The organism is Trinickia dinghuensis, from assembly GCF_003367175.1.
GTDB lineage: Bacteria > Pseudomonadota > Gammaproteobacteria > Burkholderiales > Burkholderiaceae > Trinickia > Trinickia dinghuensis.
This window is the reverse complement of record NZ_QRGA01000018.1, coordinates 161,731-185,533: the sequence shown is the minus strand read 5'-3', so window position 1 is coordinate 185,533 and position 23,803 is coordinate 161,731. Positions and strand designations below refer to the sequence as shown.

The 23,803-nt window shown below is 64.8% G+C and carries 16 protein-coding genes; 9 read left to right on the top strand and 7 right to left on the bottom strand.

What is annotated here, in order from left to right:
- Nucleotides 1–48 precede the first annotated feature (48 nt).
- From DWV00_RS27865 to zwf, 4 genes are all read right to left on the bottom strand, one after another.
- Nucleotides 49–1,215 carry a porin gene (locus DWV00_RS27865; RefSeq protein ID WP_115536866.1) on the bottom strand — a complete coding sequence of 389 codons (1,167 nt, stop codon included), beginning with the start codon at nucleotides 1,213–1,215 and terminating at the stop codon, nucleotides 49–51.
- 568 nt (nucleotides 1,216–1,783) lie between these two features.
- Nucleotides 1,784–3,706 carry a bifunctional transcriptional regulator/glucokinase gene (locus DWV00_RS27860; RefSeq protein WP_115536843.1) on the bottom strand — a complete coding sequence of 641 codons (1,923 nt, stop codon included), beginning with the start codon at nucleotides 3,704–3,706 and terminating at the stop codon, nucleotides 1,784–1,786.
- On the bottom strand, nucleotides 3,684–4,376 hold the full coding sequence (pgl, locus tag DWV00_RS27855; RefSeq protein ID WP_115536842.1) for a 6-phosphogluconolactonase: 693 nt from the start codon (nucleotides 4,374–4,376) through the stop codon (nucleotides 3,684–3,686). Before pgl ends, DWV00_RS27860 begins: the two co-directional genes overlap by 23 nt.
- A 159-nt stretch (nucleotides 4,377–4,535) precedes the next feature.
- On the bottom strand, nucleotides 4,536–5,999 hold the full coding sequence (gene zwf / locus DWV00_RS27850; RefSeq protein WP_115536841.1) for a glucose-6-phosphate dehydrogenase: 1,464 nt from the start codon (nucleotides 5,997–5,999) through the stop codon (nucleotides 4,536–4,538).
- 516 nt (nucleotides 6,000–6,515) lie between these two features.
- Between zwf and DWV00_RS27845 the strand changes: the two genes are divergently transcribed.
- The 9 genes from DWV00_RS27845 to DWV00_RS27805 all read left to right on the top strand — a co-directional run bounded on the left by DWV00_RS27845 (nucleotide 6,516) and on the right by DWV00_RS27805 (nucleotide 21,045).
- Nucleotides 6,516–7,760, top strand: coding sequence for an ABC transporter substrate-binding protein (locus DWV00_RS27845; protein ID WP_115536840.1), 1,245 nt, complete (start codon nucleotides 6,516–6,518; stop codon nucleotides 7,758–7,760).
- 82 nt (nucleotides 7,761–7,842) lie between these two features.
- Nucleotides 7,843–8,778 (top strand): carbohydrate ABC transporter permease, encoded by a 936-nt coding sequence (locus DWV00_RS27840; RefSeq protein WP_425452847.1) that lies wholly within the window; start codon nucleotides 7,843–7,845, stop codon nucleotides 8,776–8,778.
- The gene (locus DWV00_RS27835; RefSeq protein WP_181885607.1) at nucleotides 8,768–9,625 is read left to right on the top strand and encodes a carbohydrate ABC transporter permease; all 858 of its coding nucleotides are present in this window, start codon (nucleotides 8,768–8,770) and stop codon (nucleotides 9,623–9,625) included. Before DWV00_RS27840 ends, DWV00_RS27835 begins: the two co-directional genes overlap by 11 nt.
- A 33-nt stretch (nucleotides 9,626–9,658) precedes the next feature.
- Entirely contained in the window at nucleotides 9,659–10,777 is a 1,119-nt protein-coding gene (locus tag DWV00_RS27830) for an ABC transporter ATP-binding protein (RefSeq protein WP_115536838.1), read from the top strand.
- A 513-nt stretch (nucleotides 10,778–11,290) separates the two neighbouring features.
- A complete protein-coding gene (locus DWV00_RS27825; RefSeq protein ID WP_115536837.1) occupies nucleotides 11,291–12,763 on the top strand; it encodes a circularly permuted type 2 ATP-grasp protein in 1,473 nt (490 codons plus the stop codon).
- An 85-nt stretch (nucleotides 12,764–12,848) separates the two neighbouring features.
- Nucleotides 12,849–13,964 carry an alpha-E domain-containing protein gene (locus tag DWV00_RS27820; RefSeq protein ID WP_115536836.1) on the top strand — a complete coding sequence of 372 codons (1,116 nt, stop codon included), beginning with the start codon at nucleotides 12,849–12,851 and terminating at the stop codon, nucleotides 13,962–13,964.
- A 50-nt stretch (nucleotides 13,965–14,014) separates the two neighbouring features.
- Nucleotides 14,015–17,473 (top strand): transglutaminase family protein, encoded by a 3,459-nt coding sequence (locus DWV00_RS27815; protein ID WP_115536835.1) that lies wholly within the window; start codon nucleotides 14,015–14,017, stop codon nucleotides 17,471–17,473.
- 27 nt (nucleotides 17,474–17,500) lie between these two features.
- Nucleotides 17,501–20,152, top strand: a complete 2,652-nt coding sequence (locus tag DWV00_RS27810; protein ID WP_115536834.1) for a circularly permuted type 2 ATP-grasp protein — start codon at nucleotides 17,501–17,503, stop codon at nucleotides 20,150–20,152.
- Entirely contained in the window at nucleotides 20,149–21,045 is an 897-nt protein-coding gene (locus tag DWV00_RS27805) for a transglutaminase family protein (protein ID WP_115536833.1), read from the top strand. The genes DWV00_RS27810 and DWV00_RS27805 overlap by 4 nt, the downstream gene beginning before the upstream one ends.
- A gap of 45 nt (nucleotides 21,046–21,090) precedes the next feature.
- Here DWV00_RS27805 and DWV00_RS27800 read toward each other — a convergent pair whose 3' ends face one another.
- From DWV00_RS27800 to trxB, 3 genes are all read right to left on the bottom strand, one after another.
- On the bottom strand, nucleotides 21,091–21,711 hold the full coding sequence (locus tag DWV00_RS27800; RefSeq protein WP_181885609.1) for a trimeric intracellular cation channel family protein: 621 nt from the start codon (nucleotides 21,709–21,711) through the stop codon (nucleotides 21,091–21,093).
- The gene (locus DWV00_RS27795) at nucleotides 21,701–22,438 is read right to left on the bottom strand and encodes a Smr/MutS family protein (RefSeq protein ID WP_115536831.1); all 738 of its coding nucleotides are present in this window, start codon (nucleotides 22,436–22,438) and stop codon (nucleotides 21,701–21,703) included. Before DWV00_RS27795 ends, DWV00_RS27800 begins: the two co-directional genes overlap by 11 nt.
- Before the next feature lie 209 nt (nucleotides 22,439–22,647).
- Nucleotides 22,648–23,643, bottom strand: coding sequence for a thioredoxin-disulfide reductase (trxB, locus tag DWV00_RS27790; protein WP_115536830.1), 996 nt, complete (start codon nucleotides 23,641–23,643; stop codon nucleotides 22,648–22,650).
- Between the last annotated feature and the right edge of the window lie 160 nt (nucleotides 23,644–23,803).

Sequence of the window (23,803 nt, the reverse complement as noted above, 5' to 3'; positions counted from 1 at the left end):
ACCTTTCGCCGGCGGGCCGAGGCCCAGCCGGGTGAGGGGTTGTTGTGCTTAGAACTTGTGGCGGATGCCGACGCGGCCGAGCACTTGGTTGCTGTTCGTGCTGGCAGCACCGATGATGCCCGAGTAGATGTCGGCCGTGACGCCGCCGCTCATCGCGTGCTGGTAGACGCCCATAGCATAGACGTCCGTGCGCTTCGACAGACGGTAGTCGGCGATCAGGTTCAGCTGGCCATACTTCGGCTTCTGGCCCGTTGCGTCGACCTTGCCGACCGTGAACGTGTAGCCGCCACCCAGCGTCGTTGCCGGCGTCAGGCTGTAGTTAGCCCATCCTTCGAAGCTGTCGAAATGGACCGTGTTGCCGGCAACGCCGTTGGCATTGTTGAAGCGAACGTCCGAAATGTTGCCGCCGACCACAACCGGGCCGGCCGTGAACGTTGCACCACCGCTGATCGATTGCATGTTCGTCGGCGTGCCGACCAGGCCCCAGATGCCCGACGTAGCCGAGACAGCTGCCGGGTTTTGGTTGCCGATGAAGTTCGAGTCGTTGCCAACCGTGGCCGAGCCTGCATTGGCCGCGTTAATACCGAGCGGGTTCTTCGCGAAGAAGTAGCCTGCACCGATGTACAGCGGGCCGCCCGTGTAGTTCAAGCCTGCGCCGATCGTGCTCTGTGCACCGAATCCGCCAGCCACGCCGCCGAACGCGTAGAACAATTCGCCTTGAACGCCGCCGAAGCGCGGCGACATGTACTTGACCGCATTGTTCACGCGGAAGCCGTTATCCGTGTTGTCGATATCGGCGGGGTGCGAGAAGAACGCGCCCCATTGGCCGTTGAACGTCGTCGGTTGCGCGTTGTCGACCACCGGGTCGTATTGACGACCGAGAGTCAGCGTACCGAACTGGTCGTTCGTCAGACCGACGTAGGCTTGACGGCCGAATTCACGGCCGCCTTGGCTAAGACCGCCGCTGAACACGTTGAAGCCGTTTTCCAATTGGAAGATGGCCTTCGTGCCGCCACCCAGGTCTTCCGTACCCTTCATGCCCCAGCGGCTGCCCTGAACGATGCCGCTTTGCATTGCGAATTTCGAATGGCCGCCGGCGTTGTTCACGTACGTCAAGCCGGCATCGATGATGCCGTACAGCGTGACGCTGCTTTGTGCGAATGCCGGTGCCGTGAAGGCGCCCAATACTGCCAGTGCGAGAAGCGACTTTTTCATCAAATAGGTCTCCGAGACGTTGAGTTGCAGTGTGAGCAACCGGGATTAAGTATTTCGTTGCCGCGGACTTCGCCGCCTCTTGGGCAGTTGGCGCCACGGCGGGGTCCAGGCAGTCGAGGCGATACTAGGCATCTAGCCCCCGTATCCTCATTAGTAGAAACACTAGTTGCCGCCGATTATTGCGAATATTGAAACGGACTGATTCGGCAGACGGATCGCGCTGTGCCTTGACACACAAGGCGCTGAATGAAAGTATGTATTTAATTACAAATTTGAACTGTTGCGCGAGAGCGACACTTTCGGATGCACCATTGTTGCGAATACGTTGAAGAAAAATCGACGTTTTGTGGCGATGTTCGGCTCGTATCCCTCTTGACAGCGGCCGCAAGGCACGATGGTTGTCGATTCGATTCATCTAATGAAATGTGGTGCGACCCCGAGATCGGGGTGCACAAACGACAAAAAACCCGCGGCTCCTAAGGGAGCACGCGGGTTTGTCTTCGAAGCAACTGCACTGCACGGACGATGCCGGCTTGGGTTGGGGGGCGGCTTTCGCCTCCGGCCGGCGTTAGTCCGCCGCCGACGATGCCGCCCCGTGGCTCAGCCAATCGAGCACCGCGGTGGCGTCGTCGGTGCCGGCCGATCTAGCCTTCGCCACGGCCTGCGTCATTTCGTCGGTTGGTACGGCGCGGCGGATCGCCACGCCCACGGCCAGGATGTCGATCATCACCAGATGCAAGATTCGCGAAATCATCGACAACTGCGATTCGCGAATTTCGATGTGGTCGGTTTCGAGCGCCACGGTGGCACGCTTGGCGAGCGGCGTATTGCTCGACGTAATCGCGATCACCTGAGCGCCGGCCTGCATCGCCACGTCGAGCACGCGCAGCAGTTCGGGCGCCCGGCCCGACTTCGACACGGCCACGATGACGTCGCCCTTGCCCAGCAGCGCGGCCGAAGCCGCTTGCATATAGAGATCGCCGTAGGCGATCGTCGGGATGCCGAAGCGGAAGAACTTATAGTGCGCGTCCTGCGCGACGATATTCGAGTTGCCGAGCCCATAGAACTCGATACGCCGGGCGCCGTTGAGCAGCTCGATCGCGCGCTCGACGTGCTCGAAATTCAGATGCTCGCGCAGCTGGAGGATCGCCGATACCGTGTTGTCGAGTACCTTCGCGCCGAAATCGGTGGCCGTATCGCCGAGATGCACCTGGCTGTGGCTGACGGGAATCGTCCCGGTCAGACCCGTCGCGAGCTTGAGCTTGAAATCCGACAGGCCTTGGCAGCCGAGCGACCGGCAGAAACGGATGACCGTCGGCTGGCTCACGTCGGCCTTGCGGGCGATGTCGACGATCGGATCGCTGATGATCGAGCGCGGATGGTTCAGCGCGAGATCGGCCACGCGGCGCTCGGCCGGCGTCAGCGCATCGCGCATCTGGCGGATCCGCTCGAACACGGCTGACGAGCCGCCGCCCGCGCGATTCGACAACTGCTCGTGCAGAATCGCCGAGACGCCGAGGAACGCCGGGTATTCCGCCGTGATGACGTAGGTGGGCACATTGGCGAGATAGGGCTGAAAGCGCCCCTTCGCCTCGAAGCGCTCGCGGAACGACGAGCGCAAGAACAGATCGCCGAGCTTGAGCACGACGCCGCCGCCAATATAAATACCGCCGAGCGCGCCGAGCGTCACCGCCAGGTTGCCGGCGAACGTGCCGAGAATGCCGCAGAAGCAGTCGACGGCTTCGAGCGCGAGCGCGTCGCCGGCATGGGCGCGGTCGACGACATAAGCCGGATCGACCGTCGCCGCGACACGCTTCTTGTCTCGGCCGGCAAGTGCACGGTAGATCAGTTCGATGCCGGGCCCCGCCGCGACGCGCTCGAACGAGACGTGCGGCCACTTCTTGCGCGCGTACTGCATGACGATGTCTTCGCGCTCGTCCATCGGCGCGAACGTCGCATGGCCGCCTTCGCTGCCGAGCGCGATCCAGCGGTCGTCGGCCGGAATCAGCCCCGAGACGCCGAGGCCGGTGCCCGGCCCGAGCAGCCCGATCACGCTGCTTTGCCGGCGCGAGCCGGCGCCCACCTGCATGCGCTGCGCGTCGGTCAGGCCCGGAAGCGCCATCGCGAGCGCCGTGAAATCGTTGACGACGAGCAGCGTGTCGAACCCGAGCGCGCGCCGCGTCGCCTCGATCGAGAACGCCCACTTGAAGTTCGTCATGCTGACTTGATCGCCGTCGACGGGATTCGCGATTGCGATCGCCGCGTGATTGACGTGACCGATCTTCGTATCCTTCAGATACTTCTTGAGCACGTCTTCGATCGTCGGATAGTCGGCGCACGGGTAGACGCGAATCTGCGAAATGTCCCCGGGTTCCGTTTCGAGCGCGAAGCGCGCATTGGTGCCGCCGATATCGGCGAGCAGGCGCGGACCGTCGGCGTGCTGGCGTGCGCCGGGTACCGAAACAGCTTTATTTTGCAGACCAGTAGACATCGAGTCTGACTCCCTTGTCGTTTGCCAGCTTCGAGATGGCGTTTTCTTGCGGTGCTGATGCGGCCGCTTTGAGGACGTCGAGCTTGCGTTCGCCCGAGATCAATAGGAATAGCCGCTCGATGCCCTTGAGCGCGGACATCGAGAAGCTCACGCGCGCGTGCGGTGCGGCACCGGGATGCATGGCGACATAGCGGTCGGCCGTCTGCAGTCCGTGGGCCCATTCGTCCGGCGGGGCGTCGGCGAACAGCGACGCCGTGTGGCCGTCTTCACCCATGCCGAGCACGGCGACCGTGGGCAGCGCGTAGGAGGGATCGCCGTTCAGCGTGGCGATGTGAGCGTCGAGCGCGGCCGACACGTCGACGAGCGGCGCGAAGCGGGCCGCCGCCGCGGCCTGCGTGAGCAGGGTGTCGCGCACGAGACGCGCGTTGCTCGCGTTGTCGGTCTCGGGCACCCAGCGGTCGTCGACGAGCGTGACGTTCACGCGCGACCATTCGAGCGGCTCGAGCGCGAGCGCCTCGAACAGGGGGCGCGGGCTCGTGCCGCCGGAAACGGCAAGCGTCGCGCGCGTACCGGGGGCCGCGGCAAGCGATGCGCCGAGCGCACCGCTCACGGCCTTGGCCAGCGCGCTTGCCTGGGCGCGCGGGTCGTCAAAAGCGTGAAGCTCGATCACTTCTCCTCCATACTGCTTTTTGTATGTTCACCATCGTCGGCAACGCCGCGCGCTGTCGAGCGCCGCTTGCGTCATTGTCGTCGTTTGCGCCGCTCGGGCGCCGCGTTGCCGCTTCGTCGTTTCGTCGCACCAATAGCCACTAACCAATAACTTAATTCTTCAGTTCTCTTCTTCGAGCCAACAGGTGCCGTGCTGCGCGAGCATGGCGCTCGCGGCGGCCGGGCCCCAAGTGCCCGCCGCGTAAGGCTTCGGCGGCTTGTTCGAGGCGGCCCATTCGTTCAGGATCGGCTCGACCCACGTCCACGCGGCTTCTTGTTCGTCGCGGCGCACGAACAGGGCGAGGCGCCCGTTGATGACGTCGAGCAGCAGGCGCTGATACGCCTCCATCTGTCCTTCCTTGAAGAACTGATCGAAGGCGAGATCGAGGTGCACGCTCGACAGGTTCATCCCTTCGCCCGGCTGTTTGGCCAGGCAGTACAGGCGGATCGATTCGTTCGGCTGCAGCCGGATCACGAGCCGGTTCGAGCCGGGACGCAGCGCCGTGGGACCGAGCGCCGAATGCGGCACGGGCCGGAAATTGACGACGATCTCGGCCACGCGATCGGCGAGCCGCTTACCTGTACGCAGGAAGAACGGCACACCCGCCCAGCGCCAGTTTTCGATCTCGACCTTCAGGGCGACGAACGTCTCGGTCGTGCTTTGCGGCTTCACGCCGTGCTCGGTCGCATACGCCGGCACCGACGTGCCCTTGATGACACCCGCATGGTACTGCCCGCGCACGGCGATCTTGGAGATGTCGCGCGTATCGATCGGCTTGAGCGCGCGCAGCACGCGCAGTTTTTCGTCGCGGACCGAATCGGAATCCATCGAATGCGGCGGCTCCATCGCGACGATCGACAGCAGCTGCAACAGGTGGTTCTGCACCATGTCGCGCAGCGCGCCCGTGTTGTCGTAGAAGTCGCCCCGGGCTTCGACACCGAGTTCCTCGGCGATCGTGATCTGAATGCTCTCCACCCACTCGCGGCGCCACAGCGGCTCGAACAGCGCATTGCCGAAACGCAGCGCGAGCAGATTCTGCACGGGCTCTTTACCGAGGTAGTGGTCGATCCGGTAGATCTGCTCTTCGGCGAAGATTTCGCCGACCGAATCGTTGATCGCATTCGACGAACGCAAATCGTAGCCGAGCGGCTTCTCGAGCACGATTCGTGCGTTCTCGTTCAAGCCTACGGAGGCGAGGGCGCGGCAGATCGGCACGAACAGCGACGGCCCCGTCGCGAGATAGAACACGCGCGTGCCGGCGTGGTTGTCGAGCGCGTCGCGCAGCAACGCGAAGTCTTCGGGCTTGCCCAGGTCGAGCTTGACGTACTCGATGCGCTCCAGGAAGCCGCGCCATACGGCTTCGTCGAACTTGCCCCCTTTCGAGACGTGCGACTTGACGTTGCCGTTGACCCACTCGATATAGCCGTCGCGGTCTGCCGCGTGTCTAGCCACTGCGACGATCTTGCCGTGCTCGGACAACATTCCCGCGCGGTGAGCCTCGTACAGCGCGGGAAGGATCTTTCGCATCGACAGATCGCCGGTCCCGCCGAAGAGAACGAAGGTGAAGCCTGAGTCGATTTGCATGAGTCGTAAGCCGAAGTCAAAGGGTTGCTGGGCGCGTTCGAGGAACGTTCTGCTCGGGGTGGCTGCTCGAAGTTGCGACGTCTTGTAGCGCGATAAAAATAATTTTGACACTGAATTGTAGTTTAACTACAATCCAAATCAAGAGGTGATCGTCGATCGGATGCAAAAAGCTTGGCTCGCAAGGGTACGAGACAGCGTTTCGAGCCCGATCGGCGCGATGTGATGCTCAAGCGGGGTCGCATCGCGCATGCGATGTTAGCAGCGCGCTACGAGCAGCGCTGCCTCTGCGAGCTTGATGCCGCGCGATGCGGGCAAGCCGAATTCCAAAAAAGGAGACAGTCGTTGAGTGTCGTCTAACGCTGTACTGACTTGGCTTTTACCGGCTGAGCCCTGCGTGCGAGCGCGTTGTCCGCGGCTTGGCCATTCAGTGTCGTTGTGTTTCACCCACCGCCGTTCCCCCTAAAACTCAAAACGGGGAGCAACCGTTTCTTGTTAGCTGTCTGGAGGAGATAAAGAATGAAAGTTCGCGCGATCATGGGCGCGCTGTGCGCTGCAGGTCTGATGTTCGGCACCACCGCCTCGCATGCGGAGGATCTCACGGTGCTGCACTGGTGGACCTCGGGCGGGGAAGCAAAGGCGGTCGGCGTGCTCAAGACCGATATGCAGAAGCAAGGCTATACGTGGAAGGATTACGCGGTCGCGGGCGGCGGCGGCGCAGCCGCGATGACGGCGCTCAAGACGCAAGTCATCGCCGGCAACGCTCCGTCGGCGGCCGACATCAAGGGCCCGCTGATCCAGGAATGGGCATCGCAGGACGTGCTGGTGCCGATCGACGCGGCAGCCGCAGGCTGGAGCAAGGATCTGCCGCCGGAAATCGATAAGATCATGAAGGCGGATGGCCATTACGTCGCGGCGCCGTTCTCGGTGCACCGCGTGAACTGGCTGTACATCAACAAGCAACTGCTCGACAAGGTGGGCGGCAAGGCTCCGACCACGTGGCCCGAGTTCTTCGCGCTGGCCGACAAGTTCAAGGCAGCGGGCGTGCAGGCAGTGGCGGCGGGCGGTCAGCCGTGGCAGGACATGACGCTGTGGGAAGACGTCGTGCTGTCGCAGGGGGCGGCTTTCTACAAGAAGGCGCTCGTCGATCTCGACCAGAAGACGCTGACGTCGCCGCAGATGGCGCAAGTGTTCGATACGACGCGCAAGATCGAGTCGTATATGGATAACGCGCGCACGGGCCGCGACTGGAACCTCGCAACCGCCATGGTCATCAACGGCAAGGCCGGCATGCAGTTCATGGGCGATTGGGCGAAGGGCGAGTTCTCGAACGCGAACAAGAAGCCGGGCGTCGACTATGTTTGCGCGCCGACGCCGGGTGCGGGCACGGGCTACACGTTCAACGTCGATTCGTTCGTGTTCTTCAAGGAGAAGGGCCAAAGCGCGGCTACGGCAGGTCAAATCGCACTGGCGAAGACGATCATGAGCCCCGAGTTCCAAGAGCAATTCAGCCTCTACAAGGGCTCGATCCCGGTGCGTCTCGGCGTATCGATGGACAAGTTCGACGCTTGCGCGAAGAAGTCGTACTCGGATGAGCAGGCCGCCATCAAGGCTCACACCTATCTGCCGTCGCTCACGCACGGCATGGCGCAGAACGATGCCACGGCCGGCGCGATCACCGACGTCGTCACGCATTTCATGAACTCGAACGAAGATACGAAGAGCGCACTCGAAGCGCTCGCGAAGGCTGCGCAAACGAAGTAAGCGCGCGCGACCCGCAATGTTCCCCGTGCGGTGCGACATGCACTGCACTGCATCGCACGGGGCAGTTTTCAGGAGTCGAGTTGTGAATGCCATTCAAAGCGGTGCCGGAGAAAACATGACGCCGCGTCGTACCTCCTCGCTAGCGGCGCTTGCCGACCGCTGGATTCCGAAGCTCGTGTTGTCGCCGAGCATTCTCGTGAGCCTCGTATTCGTCTACGGCTTCATCGCGATTACGGGCTACTTGTCGATATCGAAGTCGCGGCTCATGCCGAACTACACGTTCGCGGGCCTCGATCGCTACGTGCAGCTGTTCGACAACGACGTCTGGTGGCGCTCTGCCAAGAACCTCGGCTGGTTCGGCATTCCGTTCATCGCTATCTGCGTCGGGCTGGGCCTTCTGCTCGCCATCCTGCTCGATCAGAAGATCCGCAACGAAGGTGCGCTGCGCGCCGTGTTTCTCTATCCGATGGCGCTCTCGTTCATCGTGACGGGCACGGCGTGGCAATGGATTTTGAATCCCGACCTGGGCTTGCCGAAGATCATTCAGGATTGGGGCTGGAAGGGCTTTTCGTTCTCGTGGATCGACGATCCGGACAAGGCGATCTTTTGTATCGTGATCGCCGCCGTGTGGCAATCGACGGGCTTCGTGATGGCGCTCTTCCTCGCGGGTTTGCGCGGTGTCGACAGCGAAGTCTTCAAGGCCGCGCAGGTGGACGGTGCCGGGCTCGTGACCATCTACCGCAAGATCGTGATTCCGAGCATGCGGCCGGTGTTCTTCTCGGTGCTGCTGATTCTGTGCCACTTGACGATCAAGACCTTCGACCTCGTGATCGCCATGACGTCGGGAGGGCCGGGCAATTCCACCTACCTGCCCGCCATCTTCATGTACACGTTCTCGTTCAATCGCGGCGAGCTCGGCGTCGGCGCGGCGTCGTCGATGATGATGCTCGCAACCGTCGTGGCCGTGCTCGTGCCGCTCATGTATATGGAATCGAGGAGCACCCGCAATGCAGCCTAAGATGACGATCGGACGCGCGTTCATCTACGCGGCGCTTCTGCTGTTCGCGCTGTACTTCCTGTTCCCGATCTACGTGATGCTCGCGACCTCGTTCAAGAGCCTCGATCAGCTCGCGCAGGGCGACTTGCTCACGCTGCCCACGCACTGGACTTTCGCGCCGTGGGTGAAGGCGTGGAGCCAGGCTTGCACGGGCGTGCGCTGCGACGGCATGCAGCCGTTCTTCATGAACTCCGTGAAGATGGTGATCCCGGCGGTGCTGCTGTCCTCCGCGGTCGGCGCTTTCAACGGTTATGTGCTCACGCACTGGCGTTTCCGTGGCGCCGATGCGCTGTTCACGATGCTGCTGGTCGGTTGCTTCATCCCGTTCCAGGCGATCCTGCTGCCGATGGCACGGCTCGAAGGGATGCTCGGCGTGTCGAACACGATCACCGGCCTGGTCATCGTTCACGTCGTGTATGGGATCGCCTTCACGACGATGTTCTTCCGTAACTTCTACGTGAGCGTGCCGGCCGAACTCGTCAAGGCGGCGCGCATTGACGGGGCGGGCTTCTTCACGATCTTCACGCGGATCATGATGCCGATCTCGCTGCCGATCTTCATGGTCTGCCTCATTTGGCAGTTCACGCAGATTTGGAACGACTTCTTGTTCGGCGTGGTGTTTTCCGGCGTCGACTCGATGCCGATCACCGTGGCGTTGAACAACCTCGTCAACACGTCCACCGGCGTGAAGGAATACAACGTCGACATGGCCGGCGCGATCATCGCCGCACTGCCCACGCTGCTCGTCTACGTGGTGGCCGGCCGCTACTTCGTCCGCGGCCTGACGGCCGGCGCGGTGAAGGGCTAATCAGACAGACATTGAGACAAAGGGATTCACAGCATGGCAAGCCTTTCCATCCGTGACGTGTACAAGACTTACCCGAACGGCGTGCCCGTTCTCAAGGGCGTCGACATCGAGATCGAGGACGGTCAGTTCCTGATTCTCGTCGGCGGCTCCGGCTGCGGTAAGTCGACGCTCCTCAATATGATCGCGGGGCTGGAAACCGTGACGAAGGGCGAGATCCAAATCGGCGGCAAGGTCGTCAACGACCTCTCGCCGAAGGATCGCGACATCGCCATGGTGTTCCAGTCGTACGCGCTCTATCCGTCGATGACGGTGCGCCAGAACATCTCGTTCGGCTTGAACATCCGCAAGGTGCCGAAGCAGGAACAGGCGCAGATCGTCGATCGCGTGTCGCAGATGCTGCAGATCGATCACCTGCTCGACCGCAAGCCCGGGCAGTTGTCGGGCGGCCAGCGTCAGCGCGTGGCGATGGGCCGTGCGCTGGCGCGCGATCCCGTGATGTTCCTGTTCGACGAGCCGCTCTCGAACCTCGATGCGAAGCTGCGGATCGAGATGCGCTCGGAGATCAAGCTACTGCATCAACGCTTGGGCACGACGATCGTCTACGTGACGCACGACCAGATCGAAGCGATGACGCTCGGCGATCGCATCGCCGTGATGAAGGACGGCATCGTTCAGCAGTTCGGCGCGCCGCAGGATATCTACGATTCGCCGTCGAACCTGTTCGTGGCCGGCTTCATCGGCGCGCCGCCGATGAACTTCATCGAAGGCAAGCTCGTGGAGCAGGGCGCGGGCGTCGGGATCGAAGTCGATACGGGTGTCGAGCGCGGGGTTTTGAAGCTGCCGTTCGAAGCCAATCGCGTGAAGCCGAGCATCGGGCAAAAGGTCATTCTCGGCCTGCGCCCCGAGCGTCTCACCGATGCGCGTGGCGCGCACGACGCCAATAGCAGCGATCTGCAGCCGTTGAAGGTGCGGGTCGACGTGATCGAGCCGACGGGCCCGGACACGCTCGTCTTCTCGCAGATCAACGGCAAGCGCACGGTCAGCCGCGTGCACCCGGCCTCGAATCCGCAAGCGCAGCAAGACATGACGCTGCTCGCCGACGTCTCGAAGGCCGTGCTGTTCGATCCGTCGACGGAAGCACGCATCGCCTAAACGCTAATTAAGCAATTGCTATATAAACGGGGCGCTTCATGCGCCCCGCGTCGTTTGGGGCGTTTTCCTCCGTCCTGGTTGTCCCTCCGCTTCTTCCCCAACTTGCTCTCGCTCGGTGCGCGCAGATTTTTGCGTTGCTGGCCATGCTCCATTCGAGTGCGCGACGACCGGCCCGATCCGTGGCTCCACGCGATTCGATGCCCGCTCAAGCCCGCCACGCCGGCATCGGCATACAAGTTGCGTAAATTCGTTCCAACCCCTGATTGGATGCAGGCCGAGCGGTGACGCGGGTTTTCCCCGTATCGCGCAACGCTTCGCCGCCAGCTACCTTGACGGGGAGTCCGTATTCGAGGTTCGGATCGGACTGCCGAGGTCGGCCGCCGCGTGCCGCCGCCTCGATCGAAGAATGCTTGATACCGAACGGCTGCGCCCTGAACGGACGGCAGCCGGGCTCGACCGGGGGCCGTGCGCTTTCGCGCCGACGGCCCCGAACAACGAACGGGAATATCGGCCATGCAGCAAGCTTTCTTCAGCGAGATGTTCGAGCGCGACGGGCCCGCTATCGCGGGCGTACCGGCCGCCGACTTCCACGGGTGCGGCGAGGCCCGCGCGCACTATAGCCAGTTCTTCGCGTGGATGTGCGCGCAGAGCGAGCGGCAGATGAGCAACAAGCGCGCGGAAGCCGATCTGAACTTCCGCCGCGTCGGCATCACCTTCGCCGTCTACGGCGCCAAGGACACAAACGGTGTCGGCACGGAACGGACAATCCCGTTCGACGTCATCCCCCGCATCTTTCCGGCACACGAGTGGGCCGCCCTCGAGCAGGGGCTGCGCCAGCGTGTGGGCGCGCTGAATCGGTTCATTCACGACATCTATCACGAGCAGGCGATCGTGCGCGCGGGCGTCATTCCCGCCGAGCAGATTCTCGCCAACGGGCAGTACCGGCCGCAGATGCAAGGGGTGGACGTGGCGCGCGACATCTACGCGCATATCGCCGGCATCGACATCGTGCGCGCGGGGGAGGGCGAGTTCTACGTGCTCGAGGACAACCTGCGCGTGCCGTCCGGCGTGTCGTACATGCTTGAAAACCGCAAGATGATGATGCGGCTGTTCCCCGATCTCTTTGCGCGGAACCGCGTCGCACCCGTTGCGCACTATCCGGACCTGCTGCTCGATACGTTGCGAGCGGCCGCGCCGCACGGCACGGAAAATCCGACGATCGTCGTGCTGACACCGGGCATGTACAACTCGGCTTATTTCGAGCATGCGTTTCTCGCGCAGCAGATGGGCGTCGAGCTGGTCCAGGGGCAGGACCTGTTCGTCGACGGCGGCTTCGTCTACATGCGCACCACGCAGGGGCCGCAGCGCGTCGACGTCATTTACCGGCGAGTCGACGACGACTTCCTCGACCCCGAGGTCTTTCGCTCCGACTCGACGCTCGGCGCGGCAGGCTTGCTGTCGGCGTATCGCGCCGGCAACGTGACGCTGGCGAACGCGGTCGGCACCGGCGTGGCCGACGACAAGTCCATCTATCCGTACGTGCCGGACATGATCCGGTTCTATCTCGGCGAGGAGCCGATCCTCAACAACGTGCCGACCTGGATGTGCCGCAAGCCGGACGATCTTCGCTACGTGCTCGACCATTTGCCAGAGCTGGTCGTCAAGGAAACGCACGGCGCGGGCGGCTACGGCATGCTGGTCGGGCCCGCTTCGACGACGGCCGAGATCGAGGCGTTTCGCGCCGTGCTCGTCGCGCAGCCCGAGAAATACATCGCGCAGCCCACGCTCGCGCTGTCGACGTGCCCGACCTATGTCGAAAGCGGCATTGCCCCGCGCCATATCGATTTGCGCCCGTTCGTGCTTTCCGGCAGCGAAGTGCGCATGGTGCCGGGCGGTCTCACGCGTGTCGCCTTGCGCGAGGGCTCGCTCGTCGTCAACTCTTCGCAAGGAGGCGGCACCAAGGATACGTGGGTGCTCGAACGGTAATCCGCGCATACGTGCATACGTGCGCTTGCACCGATCGACATTGCTATTGAAAACGGAACACGGAACACGCCACGCCGGAGCCATCATGCTGAGCCGCACCGCCGACCATCTCTTCTGGATGGCACGTTATACCGAGCGCGCCGAAAACACGGCGCGCATGCTCGATGCCAACTATCAGCTCGCGCTCTTGCCGCAGTCGGACGAGTATGCGGCGCTCGGCTGGCGCGCGATGCTGTCGATCTCGGAGCTCGCCGGTATCTACGCGGCCGCGCATCCGAGCCTGACGAGCCGCGAGGTGATCGCCTTCATGGCGAGCGACCGCGACAATCTCTCCTCGATCATCAACTGCTTGCGGGCCGCGCGCGAAAACGCGCGAGCCGTGCGCGGCTCGATCACGACCGAACTCTGGGAGACGATCAACACAACGTGGCTCGATGCGCAGCGTATGCTCGCCGACGGCGTGCTCGAGCGCGATCCGTGCGAGTTCTTCGAGTGGGTCAAATTCCGCTCCCATTTGTCGCGCGGCGTGCAGCTCGGCACGATGGTGAGGGACGAAGCGTTTTACTTCATGCGGCTCGGCACTTTTCTCGAACGGGCCGACAACACCGCGCGCATTCTCGACGTGAAATACGAAATGCTGGAGCAGCGCGGCAGTGCACTGGCGCAGCCGCTCGCGCAGTCGCTCGACTACTATCACTGGGCCGCGGTGCTGCGCTCGGTCTCCGGGTTCGAGGTATATCGGAAGGTCTATCGCGACGTCATCGTGCCCGAGCGCGTCGCCAATCTGCTGATCTTGTTCGCCGACTGGCCGCGCTCGCTCGCGGCAAGCCTCGACGAATTGAGGCAGATCATCACGCACGTGCGCAACGCCCGCTCCGCGCAGGCCGAAGCGATGACCGCGCAGTTGCATGCGGACGTGCGCGCTTCGCAGATCGGCAACATTCTGCGCGGCGGCCTACATGTTTGGCTGACCGAGTTTCTCGTGCGCATCAACGAACTCGGCAGTTGCATCAGCCGTGACTTCCTCGTGCCGCTCGCCCCCGAGCCGGCGTCCGACGAAGCGCAAGCGGGTTCGCAAGCGTCCTCGCAACCTCCGTCTACCTCTCAATCGCAGTCTCAATCCCAATCCCAATCCCAATCCCAATCCCAATCCCAATCCCAATCGCAGTCGCAGTCGCCCTCGCAACCGCACGCGGCCTGAGTGCCGCGGCTTGAATCGAATCGTTTCGCTCATCGCATCGAGGTTCCCCCGTGTCGATCCGCGTCGCGCTGAATCATGTCACGCAGTACCGCTATGACCGCCTCGTTACGCTAGGGCCGCAAATCGTCCGGCTGCGGCCGGCGCCGCACTGCCGCACGCCTATCCTCAGCTATTCGATGCGCGTCGAGCCGGCCAATCACTTCGTCAATTGGCAGCAGGATGCCTTTGCGAACTACCAGGCACGTCTCGTCTTTCCCGAGCCCACGCGCGAGTTCACGGTCACCGTCGATCTCGTGGCCGAGATGTCGGTCTATAACCCATTCGATTTCTTCCTCGAGCCCGAGGCGGAGACCTTCCCGTTCGACTATGCGCCGGCGCTGGCCGCCGAGCTCGCTCCGTATCTCGCGCGCACGGTTGAACCGACATCGCGGTTTGCCGCCTTCGTCGAAAGCATCGACCGCGCGTCGTGCCGCACCGTCGACTTTCTCGTCGCGCTCAACCAGCGGCTCGCGCGCGAGGTCCGGTATCTGATTCGCATGGAGCCCGGCGTGCAGACGCCGGAGGAGACGCTCGAGAATCGCTCGGGCTCGTGCCGCGACACGGGATGGCTGCTCGTCGAAACGCTGCGTCAGCTCGGCTTCGCCGCGCGCTTCGTGTCGGGCTATCTGTTGCAGCTCGCCCCTGATGAGAAGGCGCTCGACGGCCCGAGCGGCACGGAGGTCGACTTCACCGATCTGCATGCCTGGTGCGAGGTCTATCTGCCGGGCGCCGGCTGGATCGGGTTCGATCCCACGTCGGGGCTGATGGCCGGAGAAGGGCATATTCCCGTGGCCTGCACGCCGCAGCCCGGCAGCGCCGCGCCCGTCTCGGGGGCGCTCGACGAGTGCGAGGTCGAATTCGCGCACGCCATGTCGATTACGCGCGTACTCGAGACGCCGCGCGTGACGAAGCCTTACGACGAAGCGGTTTGGCGCGACATCGAGTGCATGGGCGCTAAGGTCGACGACGATCTGGCGTCGATGGACGTGCGCCTCACGATGGGCGGCGAGCCCACTTTCATTTCCGTGCGCGACCGTGATGCGCCCGAGTGGAACACCGATGCGCTCGGGCCGACCAAGCGCGGCTATGCGGTCTCGCTGATGGACAAGCTGCGCGCACGCTACGGTGCGAACGGGTTCCTCCATGTGGGGCAGGGCAAGTGGTATCCGGGCGAGCAACTGCCGCGCTGGGCGCTGTCGCTTTTCTGGCGCGCGGACGGCGAGCCGTGCTGGCACGACCCGACCCGCTTCGCCGATGAACGCGAGCCGATGAGCTATACGGCGGAGGATGCCGAGCGATTCATTCGCCGTCTCGCGGATAAGCTCGCGGTCGACGCCGGCCAGGTGCAGCCCGGCTACGAAGATGTCTGGTATTACCTCTGGCGCGAGCGGCGCCTGCCGGTCAACGTCGATCCGTTCGACTCGCGCCTGAACGACGAACTCGAGCGGCTGCGGCTCAGGCGCGTCTTCGACGCCGGGCTCTCGGCGGTGACGGGCTATGCGCTGCCGCTTGCCCGCGAACGCGATACGGCGGCCACGCTCGCCGGGCCGCGCTGGGTCACGGGGCCCTGGTTCTTCCGCGACGAGCGCATGTATCTGATTCCCGGCGATTCGCCGATGGGCTATCGTCTGCCGCTCGATTCGCTGCCTTGGGTGAGCGCGGCCGACTATCCATGGCTGCACGAGCACGACCCGTTCGCTCCGCCGCCGGCCTTGCGCGGCGCCGCGCAACTGCGCGCGCAGTATGGGTCGCGCGACGCGGGCGGCGAGCCCATAGCGGATCGGGAGCGAGACCGGGCGGCAAGCCGGCGCGCCGCCTCATCCGACGCGCGCGTGCCCGAGCGCGGCGAATCGGCGTCGTCGGTACGGCGCACGGCGCTTTGCGTGGAGGCGCGCGATCCCGCGCGCGCGGCCGGGCCGCAGGCCGAGGCCGATGCGGTAGTGGCGGGGCGCAAGGGCGGGGCGCTTTATGTCTTCATGCCGCCGTTTGCCGCACTCGACGATTACCTCGATCTGCTGGCGGCCGTCGAGGCGACGGCGGCGGAGCTGCGGGTCAAGATCGTCATCGAAGGTTATCCGCCGCCGCGCGATGCCCGCCTGAAGATGCTGCAGGTCACGCCGGATCCGGGTGTCGTCGAAGTCAACATTCATCCGGCTTCGACCTGGCGCGACCTCGTCGATAACACCGAGTTTCTCTACCGCGCCGCGCACGAGTCGTATCTCGGGCCGGAGAAGTTCATGCTCGACGGGCGCCATACCGGCACGGGCGGCGGCAATCACATGGTTCTCGGCGCGGCGACGCCCGCGGACAGTCCGCTCCTGCGCCGCCCCGATTTGCTTGCGAGTCTCATCGCCTATTGGCATAACCACCCTTCGTTGTCGTATTTGTTTTCGGGGCTGTTCATCGGCCCGACGAGCCAGGCGCCGCGCGTCGACGAAGCCCGCAACGACCAGGTCTACGAACTCGAGATCGCGTTTCGAGAGCTGCAGCGGCAGCTGGATGGGTTGGGGGCGCTCGGCGAAGGGGGGCAGCGGGTGCCGCCTTGGCTCATCGACCGCGCGCTGCGCAACATTCTCATCGACGTGACCGGCAACACGCACCGCGCCGAGTTCTGTGTCGACAAGCTCTACTCGCCCGATGGCCCAGCGGGCCGGCTCGGGCTACTCGAGCTGCGCGGCTTCGAGATGCCGCCGCACGCGCGCATGAGCCTTGCGCAACAGCTTCTGCTGCGCGCGCTCGTGGCGCGCTTCTGGCACACGCCCTATCAGACGAGGCTCACCCGCTGGGGCACCGAACTGCACGATCGCTTCATGCTCGGCACGTTCGTGCAGATGGACTTCGACGATGTCCTGGCCGATCTGCGCGCGGCCGGCTATGCGTTCGACCGTGCCTGGTTCGCGCCGCACTTCGAGTTCCGCTTTCCGCTCGTCGGCGAATTCGACGCGAGCGGCGTCACGCTGACGCTGCGTCATGCGCTCGAGCCTTGGCACGTGATGGGCGAGGAGGGGGCGCCGGGAGGCACCGTGCGCTTCGTCGATTCGTCGCTCGAGCGCATCGAGGTACGCGCGCTCGGCCTCAACGAAAACCGCCATAGGGTGACGGTCAATGGCGTGCCGGTGCCGCTGCAGCCGACGGGCCGCGCAAGCGAGTATGTGGCCGGCGTGCGCTTTCGCGCGTGGCAGCAGGCCGCATCGCTGCACCCGACCATCGGTGCACATGCGCCGCTCACGTTCGATCTTTTCGATAGCTGGGCCGCGCGCTCTCTCGGCGGATGCCAGTATCATGTCGCCCATCCGGGTGGACGAAATTATCAGACGTTTCCCGTCAACGCTTATGAAGCGCAGAGCCGGCGGCGTGCGCGCTTCTTCACAATCGGCCATACGCCCGGACCGATGCCCGTGAAGACGCGCGAGCGCAGCCTCGAGATGCCTTTTACTCTCGATCTGCGGCGTGCCGGGCTCGACGACTGACTGCACTGACCGAAGCCAGAGAGCAATTTGCCTTTCCAATCGACCCTGCCGTTCGGTGCCGCGGCCGATGTCACCGATGTTCTCGCGCGCCTCGCCGACGTTCCGGCGCGCGAGGGCCACTGGGACGAACTGCGCGATGCCGCGGGTGCGCTGCGCGCGCCGTGGCGGCGCTTTTTCGGCCTGCTCGGCGAAGACGGCGTGGCCGGCCTCGAGCAGGCCGCGACCGCGGTTGCGCGGCAGGTCCGCGACAACGACATCACATACAACGCCTATGCCGACAACGGCGAGTCTCGGCCATGGGCGCTCGATCCGCTGCCGTTCATCATCGACGAGGACGAATGGGCCGTGATCGAACGCGGCGTCGCGCAGCGCGCGCGGCTCCTCGAAGCGCTCGTCGCGGACATCTACGGGCAGCAAGCGGTCCTGGCACGAGGGCTGCTGCCGCCGGCGCTAGTATTCGGGCACCCCGGCTATCTGCGCGCGATGAAAGGCTGCGTGCCGCCGGGCGGACGCTACTTGCAGATCGTCGCCGTCGACTTGGCGCGCGGGCCGGGCGGCGCGTGGACCGTCATGGGACACCGCACGCAGGCGCCGTCGGGGCTCGGCTATGCACTCGAGAACCGGCTGATCGTCGCCGGCCTGTTTGCCGAGCCGTTTCGCTCGCTCGGCGTGCAGCGTCTCGCGCCGTCGTATTCGCAACTGATCGCCACGCTCGCGCAGGCGGCGCGCACGACGATGACCGACGACGAGCGCCGCGCGCGCGCCGGCTCTCCTCACATCGCCTTGCTGAGCCCCGGCCCTTTCAGCGAGACGTACTTCGAGCATGTGTTTCTCTCGCGCTATCTCGGCCTCACGCTCGTCGAAGGCACCGATCTCACGGTGCGCGGCGACAAGCTTTATCTGAAGACGCTGGCTGGCCTCGAGCGCGTGCATGGCCTGCTGCGCCGGCTGGACGATAGTTTTTGCGACCCGGTCGAACTGCGGGCCGATTCCACGATCGGTGTGCCCGGCCTGCTGCAGGTCATGCGCGCCGGCAACGTGGTCGTCTCGAACGCGCCCGGCGCCGGTGTCGTCGAGTCGCCCGCGCTGCATGGGTTTCTGCCTGGCATCGCCGATGCGCTCTTCGGCGAAACGCTCGCATTGCCGAGCGTCGCCAGTTGGTGGTGCGGCGAAGCGGCCGTGCGCGAGGACGCGCTGGCCCAGCTTGAACAAGGGTGGCTCGTGCCGACGTGGACCGGATTGCCTCACCCCGTATCGTCCGATATGCCGCCGGGTCTCGCGGCCGGCCCGCAGCCGCTCGCCGACTGGCGCGCGCGCATCGAGGCGGCACCCGACGCGTTCACCATCCAAGCTCCGCTGCCGCACTCGTGCACGCCGCGCTACGAGGACGGCGCCTTGACCCACCGGCCCTGTGCGCTGCGCGTCTACGCGATCGCCGGCGTGTCGGGCGGCTGGCACGTGTTGCCGGGCGCGTTCACGCGCATGGCCGGCGAGCGGCAAACGAGCGTCTCGATGCAATCGGGCGGCAGCAGCGTCGATACGTGGGTGTTGTCGAGCCGGCCCGGTTCGACGTTCTCATTGCTGCCTTCGCCGATGAAACCCGGCGATTTCGCGCATCGCCGACGCACTGTGTCGAGCCGTGCGGCCGAGAATCTCTTTTGGGCGGGGCGCTATTGCGAGCGAGCGGAAAACAGCGTGCGGCTCGCGCGCTTGATCCTAGGCTCGCTCGACAATCACGATTCCGAGGACATGCTCTCGACGCTCGCCGAGCTGGCCGCGCGCTTCGAACTGATCCCGGCCGTCGATCCGGCCGCGCGCGGCACGCGCCATGCGTTCGAACGCGCGCTTGCAGCCGGTCTGCACGAGCACTCCGGCACAGCGAGCGTGGGCCGGATCATCGCGAGCCAAGCGCGCGCGTGCGGCGAGATTCGCGCGCGGCTCTCGAACGATCACTGGCGCACCATTCTCGCGGCACGCAACGATTTCCGCGATGCGCTGCATGCGCTTTCGCTTGCTCCGTGCATGGGTGGGGGCGCCGAGCATAACGGCGACGACGCGCAGCGCGGCGAGCGCTACGAATCGTACGATCGTGTCGCGCTGATGAGCGCGCTCGAGACACTGGCCATGCAGCTGTCCGCCATCAGCGGCGCGCAGGGCGACCGCATGGTGCGGGACGAGGCATGGCGGCTGCTCTTCGCGGGCCGCCATATCGAACGCGTGATCGGCATGACGACGTTCCTGCACGTCGTGGCCGATGCGGGCGTTCTGGCCACGCCGGCCGGCTTCGATCTCTTGCTGCAACTGTTCGACAGCACCCTGACTTATCGGTCGCTCTATCCCGGGCGGCTCGAGGTGCCGGCGCTGCTCGATCTCGTCGTCGTCGATCCGATGAATCCGCGCGGGCTCTACGGCGTGTACGAACGCCTCGCGAAAAAGCTCGACGAGATCGCCGCCGTCGCGGGCGGTGCGTCGCGACGGCCGTTCGGCGAGGCGATGCCGCCGGTGTCGGCGCTGCCTTCGCTCGAACGTCTCTGCGGTACCGATGTGGCGGGACGCTACGCGACGCTCGCCGAACTGTGCGCCGAGCTTGCTTCGCATGTCGCCGGTGCGGCGAACGAGATCAGTGCGCGCTATTTCATTCACGCGGATAACGCGCTTGCCTCGAGGGTGTCGTCATGAGCGCCGACGTTGCCGATGTCAGACTCTCGGTGTCGCACGAGACGACCTATCGCTATTCGATGCCCGTCGAGACGGCCCAGCATCTTGCGACGATCCGTCCGCTCGATTGTCCCTGGCAGCGTGTGATGTCCTATCGTTGGCGGATCGATCCTTCACCGTCGTACGAGACGTCGCACGTCGACGCCTTCGGCAATGAAGTGCGCTATTTTTCCTTCGATGCGCCGCACGGGTCCCTGCAGGTGACGAGCGAGACCACGGTCGAGCTGACGCGGCGCTGGGGCAGCCTCGTGCCGTCAGCGACACCGGCATGGGATGGTGTCGCGGATGCGCTGCGTTATCGCGCGGTCGGCACGTATATGCCCGAAAGCGAGTTTGTCTTCGCCTCGCCGAACATCTCGCTGGCGCCCGAGTTGCGCGAATACGCGCTGCCGAGCTTCCCGCCGGGCAGGCCGCTCGTCGCGGGCGCGATCGACCTTATGCATCGGATTCACGCGGATTTCGCCTACAAGCCGCAGACGACGTCGTTCGACACGCCCGCGCTGCGTGCCTTTCGCCTGCGCCAGGGCGTGTGCCAGGACTTCGCGCAGGTGATGATCGGCGCGCTGCGTTCGCTCGGGCTGGCGGCGCGCTATGTGAGCGGCTACCTCCGTACGGTGCGGCCGGAGGGCACGCCGAATCTCGTCGGCGCGGATGCCTCGCACGCCTGGGTATCGGTGTACTGCCCGGGCACGGGCTGGGTCGACCTCGATCCGACGAACGACGTGCTTGCGGATCTCGACCACGTCACGCTAGCGGTGGGGCGCGACTACGGTGACGTGTCGCTGCTGCGCGGGATCATCCTCGGCGGCGGCGAGCACGTCGTCGACGTGGCGGTCAATGTGACGGCCGTCTAGGCGGGTGTCGATTCGCGCGCCGCCTGCCGCCTGCCGCGTGCTTCGTCAATGCGGCAGACGAACGTTCAGCTTGAACGTGACGAGCCGCGCGATGAGGATGAAGGCGCTGGCGGCGATGACGCTGTAGACCGGATCGAGTTGAAGATGGTCGAGCAGCAGATAGAACCAGCAGCCGACGAAGGCGCACGTCGCGTAGGGGCGGGAGTCGCGCAGCAACAGCGGCATTTCGTTGCAGACGACGTCGCGAATGATGCCTCCGAATACGCCTGTTACGACGCCCATCATCACGGCGATGAATGCCGGCATGCCCGTGTCGAGCGCGATCGACGTGCCCGAGATGCTGAAGAGGCCGAGGCCGATCGCATCGGCGATGAGCAATGCGCGCTCGTTGAACACGCGCGAGGCCATGCGTAGCACGAACGGCGCGAACAGCGACAGCACGAAGATGACGAGGACGTAGGTCTCGTGCTCGACCCAATAGAACGGCCGCCGCTGGAGCAGCACGTCGCGCACGGTGCCGCCGCCGAATGCGGTAGCCAGTGCGACGAGGAACGTGCCGACGGCGTCGAGCCGGTGTTTGCGCGCTTCGATGAAGCCGGAGAAGGCGTAGGCGAGGATCGCGAGGCCCTCGATGATGGCGAGCGCGAACGTGAGCCTAGGGTGCACTGGCGGGCCCATGGTCGGGGCGCGTGGTGCCTGGCCGGGCGGAACCCGGCTGCAGCAGCACGAGCACGGCGCCCGCGCCGCCGTCATGCGGCCGGGCCTGGCAAAACGCTATGACTTCGGCCTTTTGCACGAGCCACGCGCGCACCTTGCCCTTCAATATGGGTTCCTTGCCGACGGAGCCGAGCCCCTTGCCGTGAATCACGCGCACGCAGCGCAGCCCGCGTTTGACCGTTTCGCGGATGAAATCGGCCAGCGCCTCGCGCGCCTCGTCGCGACGCATGCCGTGCAAGTCGAGCTGCGCCTGCACGATCCAATGTCCGCGCCGCAGCTTGCGCACGACCTCATGGCTGATGCCGGGCCGGCAATAGAACAGCGACTCGTCGGTATCGAGCAGCACTTCGGGATCGAATTCGTCGGAGATCGCTTCGCTGAGCACGGCTTGCTCGTCGCGCCGGGTCTGCAGCGGCAGCGCCTCCGGCGGCGTGCGGCCGTGGGCGGCGCGCGCCGCGGCGGCGATCGGCGCGACGTCGCCGACCTCGCGCCGGAACAGGTCGGCGTCCGCCGCCGCCTCGCGGGCGGCCTTGGCCGCCGCGATACGCTCGCGTTCGCGCTCGGCCGCGTCTTGCTTCAATGCATCGCGCAGCTTGGAAAGATCGGCGAGACCCGACGCGCGCGCACCGGCCACGGGGCGCTGGGTCTCGCTCTGACGGGGACGATTCTTCGACATGATGGATACCGGCGACGACTAGAACTAGTGCAACAGAGAAACAGAGAAACAGAGAAACGAATGCCGGGAGACTGCCAGGACGACGGCTCACCCGCGCTTGCACCTCGGCATGCCCCGCGCAAAAAGGGCCGCGGGCTTGGCGGCCGCGGCCCTCATCCGAACGCCAAGGCGTTCGGTTTTAACGCGGAGCGATGCCGGCGAACGCTATTTTACCGATCGGCTTCGGCGCTCATCACATGATCTTGATGCAGCTCGTGCACGCTCTCCAGATAGCGCTGCGCATCGAGGGCGGCCATGCAGCCCGTTCCGGCGCTTGTGATCGCTTGGCGATAGACGTGATCCTGCACGTCGCCGGCCGCGAACACGCCCGGCACGCTCGTGCCCGTGGCATTGCCGTTCAGGCCGCCGTTCGTGATGATGTAGCCGTTCTTCATCTCGAGCTGGCCTTCGAAGATGTCGGTGTTCGGCTTATGGCCGATCGCGATGAAGACGCCTTGCAGCGCGACGTCGGTTGCCGCGCCCGACTGCGTGTGCTTGATGCGCACGCCCGTCACGCCCGAATTGTCGCCTGTCACTTCGTCGAGCACGTGGTTCCACTTGATCTCGACGACGCCTTCCTTCTCCTTTTCGAGCAGGCGGTCGATGAGGATCGGCTCGGCGCGGAACTTGTCGCGGCGGTGGATCACGGTGACCTTGCTCGCGATGCCGGCCAGATACAGCGCCTCTTCGACGGCCGTGTTGCCGCCGCCGACGACGGCCACGTGCTGCTGCTTGTAGAAGAAGCCGTCGCAGGTGGCGCAGGCGGACACGCCGCGGCCCGAGAACGCTTCTTCCGATGGCAGGCCCAAGTATTGGGCCGAGGCCCCCGTCGAGATGATCAGCGAATCGCACGTGTACTCGCCGGAATCGCCGATCAGGCGAATCGGCTTCTCGTTCAGCTTGGCCGTATGGATGTGGTCGAACACGATTTCAGTATTGAAGCGCTCGGCGTGCTCGAGGAACCGCTGCATGAGTTCCGGGCCTTGGACGCCGTTTGCGTCGGCGGGCCAGTTCTCGACGTCGGTCGTCGTCATCAGCTGGCCGCCCTGGGCGAGGCCCGTGACGAGCACCGGCGAGAGGTTCGCGCGCGCGGCGTAGACGGCGGCCGTGTAGCCGGCGGGGCCGGAACCGAGAATGAGCACTTTGGCGTGTTTGCGCGAGGACATGGTTGTTCTTCCGTAAGAAAGGTGCCGCAAGGGGAGCTGCCCGATGGGCGGGCCGCGCGCCGGCTCGAACCGCGAGCGCGCGCTGCCACAGCACGTAAGTTGGGCATACGGGCGTAATTATAAAGGGCTGCTCGCCACGTCGCTGACCGCGTGATCAATC